General features: G+C 35.0%; 5 protein-coding genes. 2 read left to right on the forward strand and 3 right to left on the reverse strand.

The features are described 5' to 3' along the window. Positions 1-32: 32 nt before the first annotated feature. Positions 33-1304 carry a phosphoribosylamine--glycine ligase gene (purD, locus tag BBB02_RS01325; RefSeq protein ID WP_127464286.1) on the reverse strand — a complete coding sequence of 424 codons (1272 nt, stop codon included), beginning with the start codon at positions 1302-1304 and terminating at the stop codon, positions 33-35. A 33-nt stretch (positions 1305-1337) separates the two neighbouring features. Beyond that, entirely contained in the window at positions 1338-2618 is a 1281-nt protein-coding gene (serS, locus tag BBB02_RS01330) for a serine--tRNA ligase (RefSeq protein WP_063630664.1), read from the reverse strand. Between the two features lie 136 nt (positions 2619-2754). Between serS and BBB02_RS01335 the strand changes: the two genes are divergently transcribed. After that, a complete protein-coding gene (locus BBB02_RS01335; RefSeq protein ID WP_179948510.1) occupies positions 2755-4116 on the forward strand; it encodes a hypothetical protein in 1362 nt (453 codons plus the stop codon). A 7-nt stretch (positions 4117-4123) separates the two neighbouring features. Then, positions 4124-5074, forward strand: a complete 951-nt coding sequence (gene dusB, locus BBB02_RS01340; protein WP_127463713.1) for a tRNA dihydrouridine synthase DusB — start codon at positions 4124-4126, stop codon at positions 5072-5074. A 34-nt stretch (positions 5075-5108) separates the two neighbouring features. Here the strand turns inward: dusB and BBB02_RS01345 are convergent, their stop codons facing one another. After that, positions 5109-13628, reverse strand: coding sequence for a DNA-directed RNA polymerase subunit beta/beta' (locus tag BBB02_RS01345; protein WP_127463714.1), 8520 nt, complete (start codon positions 13626-13628; stop codon positions 5109-5111). Between the last annotated feature and the right edge of the window lie 25 nt (positions 13629-13653).

Consider the following 13653-nt stretch of genomic DNA (forward strand, 5'->3'; position numbering starts at 1 on the left):
AAAGTGACTTTTTTGTTTCTGCATGAGCTAAATTAACTACCAATATCATACCTGAAGAAACCACCTGACCATTCTAGAAAATTTAACGCTGAGTACACTTTACTTTTAGCTTCTTCCACAGTGTTTCCTTCTCCTACTATATTTAGCACTCTTCCGCCATCTGAAATCCAATTGCCACTTTCATCTCGCTTAGTGCCAGCATGAAATACTAGCACTCCAGGAATGTTTTCAATTTTATCTAATCCTTTAATTACCTCTCCTTTTTGATAATCACCAGGATAGCCTTTACTTGCAACAACTACACAAACTGTAGTTTTGTGATTAAATTCCACCATTTTTGTATTTAACTTACCTTCTGCAACTGACAACATCAACTTTAACAAATCACAATTTGGATCAAGTCTAGGTAACATAGATTGTATTTCCGGATCCCCAAACCTAACATTATACTCAAGAAGCTTTGGACTATCTTTGCAAATCATTAAACCAGCAAAGAGTACTCCTTTATAGGATGTTCCCATGTTAGTCAGTGCTTGAATTGTAGGATATATTATTTTTTGGATAATTTTTTGCTCTATCTCCTTACTTATAATCGAAGGTGATGAGTATGACCCCATGCCTCCAGTATTTTGTCCCTCGTTATTTTCACCAACTCTCTTGTAATCTTTTGCACACCCAAGGGTTACTACCTTCAACCCATCAATAAGAGCAAAAAAACTTACTTCCTCTCCAATTAAAAACTCTTCTATGATTATTTCTTCACCTGACTCACCAAGATTTTTCTCCACTAGCATTGAATCTATTGCTGAAAAAGCCTCATTTTCTGTGTGGCATATTATGACACCTTTCCCTGCTGCAATTCCATTTGCTTTAATTACAAGCGGCAATTTTATTTTATTACTACGGACAAAATTTTTAGCTAACCTTTCATCAATAAAACGCTCATACTTGGCGGTTGGTATACCATATTGTTTACATAGTTCCTTCGTAAAAGACTTTGATGCCTCAAGTTTTGCAGCTGCTTGACTTGGAGCAAAAACGTTTATCCCCTCCGCAGTTAAATCATCAGCAAGCCCATTAATTATCGGCTGCTCTGGACCAATAATTACTAGCTCTATATTTTCTTTCTTGCAAAATTGTGTAACATCCACTGAATCTTGAATATTTATATTCACAAGAACTCCAAAATTCTCCATGGCTGGGCGACCAGGAGTAACATATAACTTAGTCAAGGTAGGAGACTTCTTTAGAGCCCAAAGTAAAGCATGCTCACGCCCACCAGAACCTATAACCAAAACCTTCATCTTCATTTCCTCGCTTTTCTATATATGTCAAAATTATTGTTTGCTTATGACAGTATCATTACTCATGTATCTTTGCAACACGTTTGGTATTGTAACTGACCCATCGGAATTTTGATAATTCTCCATTATGGCAACAATTGTTCTTCCTATGGCTAAAGCTGAGCCGTTTAAAGTGTGAACGTATTTTTTTGTTTTTCTGTCAGTTTCTAAGAAGTATTTAGTGTTCATTCTTCTTGCCTGGAACGTACCGCAATTTGAGCAGCTTGATATTTCTCTATATTTATTTTGCTCAGGTAACCATACCTCTATGTCATAAGTCTTTTGTGCAGCAAAACCCATATCGCCACTGCAAAGTAGCATTACTCTGTATGGTAATTCTAGTTTTTTTAATATCTCTTCAGCAATACTAGTCATACGTTCAAGCTCGTCTTTTGACTGGTCTTCAGTTGTGATGCTTACTAATTCCACTTTACCAAATTGGTGTTGCCTTATCATGCCTCTTGTATCTCGTCCTGCGCTGCCAGCTTCTTTACGAAAACATTCTGAATATGCAGTAAAACGAATAGGCAGTTCTTTTTCTTCTATTATTTTGTCAGCAACTAAATTTGTTAAAAATACTTCACTTGTAGGAATTAATCTTAACTCATCGGTAGTTAAATATGAATCATCGGAAAATTTTGGTAGCTGACCAACGTTATACATCGCCTCGTTTTTCACCAGGGCTGGGTGATACACCTCAGTATAGGCAAATTCATTAACATGTGTTTCCAGCATAAAATTTATTAATGCTCGTCCAAGCTTAGCTAACTGTCCTTTTAATATTGTAAACCTTGATCCAGAAATTTTTGCTGCTTGCTCAAAATCCATCAAGCCTAACCTTTCTCCGAGTTCATAATGAAATTTTGGCATAAAACTAAATTGCCTTTTTTCTCCATATTTTCTGATTTCTACGTTGGAGCTCTCATCTTCACCTATTGGCACGTTTTGTGCAGGGATATTTGGTAAGTTAGATAAGATATTCATTAAGTTATCTTTCTCCGTTTGCTCTTTTAAGCTGATTGCTTTTATCTCATTTGTTATGTTTCTTGACACTTCTACCTCATTTTCAGAGGAGCTCTTGCTCATTTTAAGCTTCTTTATTTCCTCTGTGATTCCATTGCGCTGCCTATTTAAATCTTGCAATGTAGTAGTCAGTAATCTTCTTTCATCATCAACATCTAATATTTCTTCTGTAGTAAATTCTTTCACCCCTCTGCTTTTTATTGCTTTTTCAAATCCTTCAGGGTTTTTGCGTATATCTTCTATATCATGCATATGTTGTACTATTACTAACATCATTACTGTACTTCAAAAGCTTTTAATGCTCAATATTTTTACATATAAATGCTAATATTGATTTTACCTTCATAATTTGCTAGAATTAGTTAACGTAGTATTCATAAAATATAACATGTTGGGCATCCGAGAAAAGTACAATACATTTAAAGAGAGTACTCACTTCACTAAACTTAAGGCTAGTGGAAGATTTGCTGTCTACGCTTTGTGTATATATTTGGCGACTACATTTACCATTGGCTGTTTGGGATTGATAATGGGATCTTTCCTCTTAACCTTACCACTTGCTATGCTCATCTCCAACCCTATAGTTTGGATTTTAATGGGAATAGTGCTTGCAGCGACATACAAAATGGTCGTTGAACCTTTATTTCACTTGGTAAAAGGTTATGTTGATGAAAAAGGGACTGTAAAGGAAGAAAAGAGTCCAAAAGAGCAAAAATTCACAAGAAGTAAACCATTGGATAGTGGACTAGATACTATATCAAGACAAACAAATGATTCGGATAAGAGGGTACGTAGAAATTCCTATTCTCCATCTACAGATAGTAGTATTGTACCAGGAAGTGAACCTGCCTCAAGTAACAATAGTCGTAGAAATTCTAATGCTTCAGGAGATAGTGGGATAGATGTAAATTCAGCAAAAGATAAGCAATATAAAGTTGTTACATACAATACTACAGGTGATGGCAACTGCTTTTTCCATGCTGTATTTGGTGATAATAGCTCTGGTACATATAAAGCTGAAAGAGCACAAGATATGAGAATGGAATGGCACAATTTTTTAAGTCAATTTAACTCTTTGAATGATTCGAGGATGCCTAAGTTATTGAAAGAACAGATGCAGAAAGTTTTTAGTGCATTCTTAGAAAATCCAAATCATTTGATTGGTAGGTCGGATTCAATACAAGATTTGGCTAAGCATACAAATAGACGGGTAGAGAAGGTCAAAAAAAGGACTAAGAAATTAGTAAGAAAGTTATGCTGTCTTACTACATTAGAAGAAAATGAAGTTGTAGGTGATTTAAGAAGTATTAGTATTAGTAACCTCAATATTAGTGAAAGAAAATATGATAGAAATTACAATAGTGGTGCTGTAGCAAATTCTTTTCTCAATGGTAAATCCATTTATAAATCCTATCTAGAGGCAATTGGTAATCAAAATTACTTTATTTTCACAGAGGAAATTCCTATCTTGGCTTCATTGGCAAACGTTGAAATCTATCTTCATCCTCATGTATTGCATAATCAAGGTATATTTAGGCCAAATCCTGAAATGATAAATCAAGGTTATCAGCGAAATGATGATTTATGGAATGACAAAAAACAAGAAACAATACACTTAACACCTGGTCATTATGAGAGAGCTGAGGTAGTAGAGGTAGAACCTTCTCTTATAGAGAAAGCAAATTCATTTATGCAAGGTGTTATAATAGCAGCTTATAACAGTGTCAAAAATGCATTGTTTAACAACTAGAAAGCCTATGTCTCTTCAAATAGGAAATTTGGCTATTGATTCTCCAGTTATTTTAGCGCCAATGTCTGGAGTGACTGACTATCCATTTAGGAGTATTGTAAAGAAACTTGGTGCAAGTTTGCTAGTCTCAGAAATGATTGCAAGCAGAGCTATGATAATGCAAACTCGCCAGAGCATGCAAAAAGCAAAAGTCGATGAACTAACCGCTGTACAACTTGCTGGTTGTGAGCCTGATGTTATGGCGGAAGCTGCAAAGTTAAACGAGGGCATGGGTGCAAAAATCATAGATATAAATTTTGGTTGTCCAGTTAAAAAAGTTGTAAACGGTTACGCAGGGTCAGCACTTATGCGTGATGAAAAAAAGGCTGCTGAGATAATAAAAGCTGTAGTCAAGGCAGTGAGTGTGCCAGTTACAGTAAAAATGCGTACTGGATGGAATGACGAAAATCGTAATGCTCCGCGCTTGGCAAAAATTGCAGAAGATTTGGGAGCAAAGATGATTACTGTACATGGAAGGACAAGGGCACAGCTTTATAATGGTCAAGCAGATTGGAAATTCGTTAGAAATGTTAAAGAGCAGGTAAAAATTCCAGTTATAGTAAATGGAGATATTAAGAGTTTGAATGATGTTCAAAGTGCACTTAAAGAATCTGGGGCAGATGGAGTAATGATAGGTCGTGGTGCTTACGGCAAACCTTGGCTGATTAATCAAGCAATAAACTTTTTGAGTGGAAATAAAGTTTCTGAGCCAACAGCCTCAGAGAGATTAAGCATAATACTCAAGCATTATGACAGTATTCTTGAGTACTATGGAAGCGATACAGGAATAAAGATGGCCCGCAAACATATAGGATGGTACAGTAGCGGGCTTCAAAACTCATCTGAATTTCGTGTAAGAGTAAATAATATAATAGACAGCACAGAGGTGAAAGAAAATATAATTGATTTTTTTAGTTAAAAACAGATTAAACATACTACCTCATTAGCTATATTCAATTTGACTGATCATAGTGCGATACCACCACACTCTCTTCTTTATCAGAATGTAATTGATAACTATTATCACTCAGCAATTTTTCGTCATAAGTCTCAATATCAAAATATTTTTCATATTTATCTATATTTTCACAAAGAGAAAGTGCTTTCACCTTATTCATAATCAGACCCGTACCAGCAGGAATTAACCTTCCTACTATAACATTTTCTTTTAACCCACTCAAAGGATCACTCTTTCCGCAAAATGCTGCTTCCGTAAGTACTTTTGTTGTTTCTTGGAAAGAGGCAGCAGAAATAAAGGAATTAGTTTCAAGGCTTGCTCTAGTAATTCCCTGCAGAATAGGAAGATAATGAGCAGGTCGTTTTCCAGAGTTATTCATAGCATCATTTTCTCTATCAATTTCCAGCCTGTCGATATTTTCTCCAATTAAGTACATAGTATCACCAGGATCGGTAATTTCTACTTTTTGTAGCATTTGCTTTAAGATTACTTCTAAATGCTTGTTATCTATGCGCACACCTTGCAATCTATAAACTTGCTGTATTTCAGAAATCATATAGTGTGCTAACGCTTCTAACCCAAGCACACGTAGAATATCATGAAGATCAGGATCGCCATCCATCAATAAATCACCTTTACGCACAAAATCACCTTCATTGACTATTACATGCTTACTTCTTGATACTAAATACTCAACTGGAGAAGCTTGCTCATCTACAGTTTTAATTACTATACTGCGTTTTCCTCTACGGTCTTTTTCAGAGAACGTTACATAGCCATCTATTTCACTAACGATAGCATGCTCTTTAGGACGACGTGCTTCAAATAATTCTATAACCTTAGGCAAGCCACCAGTAATATCACGAGTTCTAACTGACTCTCTTGGCGTTCTTGTGATAACATCACCTGCATGAACCTTTTGGCCATCCTGTACATTAAGCACTGCACCAACTGGTATAAAGTAACATGCTTCCACACCACTTGAAAGTGTTATTACTTTTTCATTATCATCAAGCAGTGCAATACGAGGACGTAAATCAGCTACACCAGAGTGCAATTTCCAATCTTTTACTACTCTATTTGATATTCCTGTAGATTCATCCATCACTTCAGTGATTGAAATTCCATCTTTTAAATCCTGGTAAGATATTGTACCACTCTTTTCCGTAATAATAGGTAGTGTATACGGATCCCATTCCGCAACTTTATCACCAATTTTTACTAACTCACCCTCATTTACATAAAGTTTAGCACCATAAGGCACACTGTGCTTCAATTTTTCACTACCAAGGCTATCAATTAAAACGACTTCACAGGAACGGCTTATCACAATTTTATTTCCATTTTCATCTATAATTATATTACTATTGTTTAATTTTATTCTAGCATTAATAGAAGCTATAATATTTGAGGATTCAACACCTCTAGTCATTACCCCACCTATATGGAAAGTACGCATCGTTAACTGAGTACCTGGCTCTCCAACAGATTGAGCAGCAATAACACCAACTGCTTCACCTATTGAAACAATTTTACCAGTTGCAAGGTCTCTTCCATAACACAAAGAACACACACCAGGACTTATTTCACAAGTTAAAGGTGATCTAATTTTTATAGCATCAAGACCTGCAATATTGATTTGCTTTACTTTATCTTCATCAATTAATTCCCCTGCTTTTAATAATAACTCTTTGGTTACTGGGTTATATATATCATTTGCAGATGTTCTACCCAGTACAACACTCTCCAGAGATGCAACTATAGTACTACCTTCAACTATAGCTCTTACAATAAGGCCATTTTTCGTTTTACAGTCATGTTTTGTAACTATGCAATTTTGAGATACATCAACCAAGCGACGAGTTAAGTATCCAGAGTTTGCAGTTTTAAGCGCAGTATCAGCTAAACCTTTACGCGCACCGTGAGTAGAATTAAAGTATTCAAATACATTTAATCCTTCGCGAAAATTAGAAATTATAGGTGTTTCTATAATTTCACCAGAAGGTTTGGTCATTAACCCTCGCATTCCTGCTAACTGCTTCATCTGGGAAGTAGAACCTCTTGCACCAGAGCTAACCATCATATATATTGAATTGTACTTACTATTTTCATCATACACAGATATCGCTTTTAACATATCATTCGCTATTATATCTGTGCACTTAGACCACTCATCTATAACTTTATTATACCTCTCACTTTTAGTGATTAGCCCGTCTTGATACTGTGCAGAAAATTTCTTAATTTCACCCCTTGTATAATCAACGTGTGTAGCTTTAGTTTCAGGTATGACCATATCGCAACGACTAAAAGAAGTACCAGAAAATGTAGCATACTCAAAGCCAAGTGTCATCAATTTATCAGAAAATACCACTGTAGCACTTTGACCGCAGCTACGATACACTAAATCAACAATGCTAGTTATTTCCTTAACTGTTAATACCTGATTTATTAAATCGAAGCTTAGATTCTCATGTTTAGGAAAAATCTGCCATAATATTAAACGTCCAGGAGTTGTAAAAATAGTTTTATACTGAATGTTTCCATCGCTATTGATGTATTCCATTTTGTACTTTATATGAGAATGAACATGTAGAGTACCGTTGTTTAAGGAATGCTCAACTTCACAAAAAGCACAGAAAAGTGGTAAATCATCCTCCTTAAGTTGCTGTAAAGTTAGGTAGTATATACCAAGCACTATATCTTTACTAGGAACTATAATCGGTCTTCCATTAGAAGGACTTAAAACGTTATTAATTGACATCATCAACACTCTAGCTTCAAGTTGAGCTTCCAATGAAATTGGCACATGTACCGCCATTTGATCACCATCAAAGTCAGCGTTAAATGCTGTACAAACAAGTGGATGAAGCTGTATTGCTTTACCTTCAATAAGGACTGGCTCAAAAGCCTGAATACCAAGCCTATGTAGCGTAGGCGCTCTATTTAGCAAAACAGGATGCTCTTTTATTACTTCTTCAAGCATATCCCAAACTTCTGGCTTTTCTGCTCTTATTAACTTACTAGCAAATTTAATAGTTGGAGCCATTCCATATATTTTAAGCCTTGAGTAAACAAAAGGTTTGAATAACTCAAGAGCCATTCTTTTCGGTAATCCACACTGATTTAGTTTCAAAGTTGGACCAACAACTATTACAGAACGTCCAGAGTAATCTACCCTTTTTCCTAAAAGATTCTGACGGAAACGACCTTGCTTTCCTTTCAGCATATCGCTAATAGATTTTTTATATCCAGTAGCACCAGCTTTATTTACCAGAGTATTACGACGACTATTATCAAAAAGAGAATCAACTGCCTCTTGTAACATTCTTTTCTCATTACGAATCATAATCTCAGGAGGATTTAAACTTAACAATCTCCTCAATCTATTATTTCTATTAATAATAGTTCTATAATGATGATTTAAATCAGAAACTGCAGGTCGACCACTTTCAAGCGATACCAAGGGACGCAAGTCAGGTGGTAAAATAGGTATAGCTGTAAGTATCATCCACTCAGGTCTGTTTCCAGACTTGATAAAATTTTCAACAATACGCAATCTCTTTATAATTTTCTTTCTTCTCATTTCAGAAGCAACAGACTCTAACTCCTGTCTTAAATTCTTCCTAATTTCATGTAAATCAAGGCGTGTTAGCAATTCTCTTATAGCTTCAACACCTTGCATAGCTATAAAGCTATCGACCCCATAGCTATCTTTAGCTTCATTATAAGCTTTCTCACTAATAATTTCACCTTTTTTAAAAGAGGAAACAAGGGGATCTATTACAACATAATTATCACTATATAAAATACTTTCGATATCTCTAAGAGACATATCTAATAATGCTCCAATTCTTGAAGGAAGTGACTTCAAAAACCATATATGAGCAACAGGAGATGCAAGCTCTATATGACCCATTTTTTCTCTTCTTACTTTAGAAGATGTAACTTCTACTCCACATTTTTCGCATATACGGCCCCTATGTCTTCTTTTTTTGTACTTTCCACATAAACATTCGTCATCATTGACAGGACCAAAAACTTTAGGACAAAATAATCCACCTTTCTCAACTTTGAATGTACGGTAGTTTGCAGTTGAAACATCCGTTATCTCTCCATAAGACATACGTTTAATACTTTCAGGGCTGGCAATGGAAATGCTAACCTCATTAAAAGATTGTGCGATATTAGTATGAGATATATCTTCAATTACTATGTCATTTTGCTTCAAATCCACATTAAAACACAAGGAACGCAACTCTTTTATCATGACATTAAAGGATTCAGGAATTCCACATTCAAAGTTACTGTCACCTTTTATTACCGATTCATAAATCTTAACCCTGCCATTAATATCATCAGACTTCACAGTTAACATTTCCTGCAAAGTGTAAGCAGCACCATAGGCTTGCAATGCCCAACATTCCATTTCACCAAAACGCTGACCACCAAAATGAGACTTTCCTCCAAGAGGTTGTTGAGTAACCAAACTATAAGGACCTACTGAACGCGCATGAATTTTACCATCTACTAAGTGATGCAACTTAAGCATGTACATGTAACCAACTGTAACTTTGCGATCAAACTTCTCACCCGAACAACCATCATATAATACAACTTGCCCAGAGTTATCCAATCCAGCAAGTTCAAATAGCTTTACTATTTGTTCATCTTTTGGACCTTCAAATACAGGTGCAGTAACAGGAATGCCATCACGCAACTTATACGCAAATTCAATGAGGTGATTATCATTAATATCGCGAATGTTATTACAAATAGATAAATTACTGCCACAACTATAAACCTCAATCAGGAAGTAACGTAAACTACTGTGTGCATCTTTACAAGAGTTGAAATAATTCTCTACTAATGTAGTCAATTCATTATTTAATTCATCCTTATTAGGCGTATCTAAAATAGAAGCCGTTATTTCATCATCATTAATATCCTCAAATTTTTTATTATCAAGATATAATGCTGCAAATTTTTCAAAATCATTATCACTGAGAGATCTAATTGCCTCACAAAAAGCACGTTTGATTTTATTGATCTCATCAAGAATATTGCCTACTTTTTCTCCTAATTTTTTACAAGCCCAACCTACATGCGTTTCCAATATTTGACCTACATTCATTCGCGAAGGAACGCCAAGAGGGTTAAGAATAATATCAATAGGAGTACCATCTTCTAAATAAGGCATATCTTCTACTGGAACAACTCGAGAAATCACACCTTTATTTCCATGTCTACCAGCCATTTTATCCCCTGGCTGCAAACTATGTTTTACAGCAATAAAAACTTTTACTGACATCGACACACCTTGAGGCAGATCATAACCTTCATGCAATTTTTCTACTTTTCGCTTAAAGTTTGTTATTGCATGTGATACTTTTTCATCAAAATCTTTTTTTAAGCTCTCAACTTGCTTAGAAATAGATTGGTTTTTCAATCCTATATCCCACCATCCCTCACGTTCAATAAAATTAATACTTTCTCGATCTTGAGAGCCAGAATTAATAAGAATTTTTCTTAATTCATCATAGAAATATTGATTAATAACATTGATTATATGGTCTCGTTCTTTCTCAAAGTCGTTTGCCTCTTTTTGCTTAATAAGAAACGCCCTTTCGTTTTCTTCTTCCCCTCTGCGTGTAAAGACCTGCACATCAATCACTATCCCTTCAATATCTGGAGATGTATATAAAGAGGAATCCACACAATCGAATGACTTTTCACCAAAAATTGTCATTAACAATTTTGTCTCAGGAGGCAATGAAAGAGAATGCTTAGGTGTAACTTTCCCCACCAAAATATAACCTGGACCAACTCTTGTACCAACCTTTACTATACCACTATCATCCAAGTGATAAAGATTTTCTTCATTAACACCGGGTATGGCACGAGTTATTTTTTCCGACCCTAAAGGAGTGTCATGTACAACACATTCAAATTCTTCTATATGAATAGAAGTAAATAGATCTTTTTTAACAACTTCACTAGAAATAATGATTGAGTCTTCAAAATTATAACCTTGCCAAGACATAAAAGCGACTAGCAAGTTTTGGCCAAGTGCCAATTCACCGTTATTAATAGCAGGACCATCAGCTATCACATCACCTTCCTTAACACAATCACCTACATGCACCAGTGGTTTCTGGTTAATACAAGTATTATGGTTAGAACGCTGAAATTTTCTTAGATGATAAATATCTACATCCAAGTAGTTAATTCCTCCTTTGTCAAAAGCACGTATAACTATAGAGTTACTATCTGAGCTGTCAACTATGCCACCACGTTTTGCTAAAACTACAGCACCAGAGCCAGAAGCTACGAAAGACTCCATTCCAGTAGCAACCAAAGGAGCAGTAGGCTTCAATAAAGGTACAGCTTGACGCTGCATATTTGAACCCATTAACGCTCTATTAGCATCATCATTTTCTAGAAATGGAATTAAAGAAGCAGCAACCGATATTACCTGCTTAGGAGATAAATCAATGTAACTTACTTGATTACTATTTACCATTACAAAGGTACCAGCATACCTACAGTATAACATATCATCAACAAAGCAGTTGTTCTCATCAAGCTTTGCGCTGGTATCGGCTATATAATATAAACCTTCATCTATAGCAGACAGATACTCAATTTGATCAGTAACAACCTTATTAACTACTTTCCTATAAGGACTTTCAATGAACCCATATTTATTAATACGAGCGTATATAGCTAAGCTGTTAATTAAGCCTATATTCTGCCCCTCAGGAGTTTCAATAGGGCAAATTCTTCCGTAATGAGTTGGATGAACATCACGCACTTCAAACCCCGCCCTCTCTCTTGTTAAACCACCAGGACCTAACGCTGACAACCTTCTTTTATGTGTTATTTCAGATAATGGATTAGTCTGATCCATAAATTGAGATAATTGGGAAGAGTTGAAAAAATCTCTTAAGACATTGGTTAACACTTTTGGATTTATAAAATCAGATGGAGAGACTTTATCTAAACTAGAAGTAGACATAGAATCAACTACTGCCCGTCCCAATTTTAATAATCCAGTTCTAAATTGATTTTCTATAAACTCTCCAACTGAACGGACTCTTCTATTTGCTAAATGGTCAATATCATCTACAGATCCTTGACCATCACGTAACAATACTATTTTTCTTATAATTTCAATAATGTCTTCATGTGTTAAAGTAGTTAAATTTTCCTCATAATTTAACCCAAGGCAAGAGTTAAGTTTCAATCTACCAATGTTAGACAAATCATAATATTCCGGACTGAAGAAAAGATTACGAAAAAACTCCTCTACTATCTTTAAAACAGGAACTTCACCTGGACGCAAAACCTTATATATTTCATATAGAGCGTTCTCATAAGACATGTTTTCATCTAAGAAAAGTGTGTTTAATATGTAAGGTCCAACAGAAACATTATCTATGTTCAACACTGATATTTTATCTATAGATAATAATTCAAGCTTTTTTATATCCTCTAATTTTATAGATTCACCAGCAGATAAGATTTTTGTAGAACTAGCACTATCTATTAAATCTTCTGCAAGAAATAAACCACATATAGAATCATAAGGAATTAGATACTCTTTCAACCCGTTATCATATAGATTTTTAGCTAATTTTGAAGTAATACGAACATTAGCTTTAAGTAACACATTACCTTCAACATTCTTTAAATCAAAAGGAAGCCTCACTCCCTTGAATTTATCAGGGAAAAAAGGTGCTTTCCAGCCACTTTTATGTTTTATATATTCTATTTTTTCATAAAGTCTATTAAGTATGTCATTATTTGATAAGCCTAAAGCCTTTAATAAAACTGATATTGGCAACTTTCTCTTTCTATCAATACGAAAATACAAATGATCTTTAACATCAAACTCAATATCAAGCCAAGAACCTCTATAAGGAATAACTCTAGCAGAATAGATCAGTTTGCCAGAATTGTAAGTTTTTCCCTTATCACTATCAAAAAACACTCCAGGAGATCTATGCATTTGTGAAACGATAACTTTCTCTACGCCATTGATGATGAAAGTACCTTTATCAGTCATCATAGGCAGTTCACAAAAGCGAACCTCCTGCTCTTCAGCAGATTTTATAACAGTTGCAAGCTTAGAATGATCATCATATTCTTTAATCTCTTGGTATTTTTCAAGAGAAACACCATCCTGCATAATAACAAGACGTATAGAAGCAATAACCTGAGCAGAAAAAGTTATGCCACGTTTTATACATTCAGATTCACTATACTTAAGATCATCTACCCTACAATTCAAAAATTCGATAGTAGCCCTATGCAAAGGATCAGATATTGGAAAAATTGTATGAAAGATAGCTTCAAGTCTTTCATTACTCTCATTATTAGGAGTAAAGGAATTATACGACCCCTTTTGGACTTTAACCAAATCCAACAAAGAATCTTTTAAATCAATCGACCTGGAATAAGAAACTCTAGGAACAAAAGCACTAGAAGCACACATATAAGAAGAATCAACCATTAAAATACCTTCACTAATTAAAAGA

Origin of the sequence: Wolbachia endosymbiont of Bemisia tabaci (assembly GCF_003999585.1) — a bacterium.
Lineage (GTDB): Bacteria > Pseudomonadota > Alphaproteobacteria > Rickettsiales > Anaplasmataceae > Wolbachia.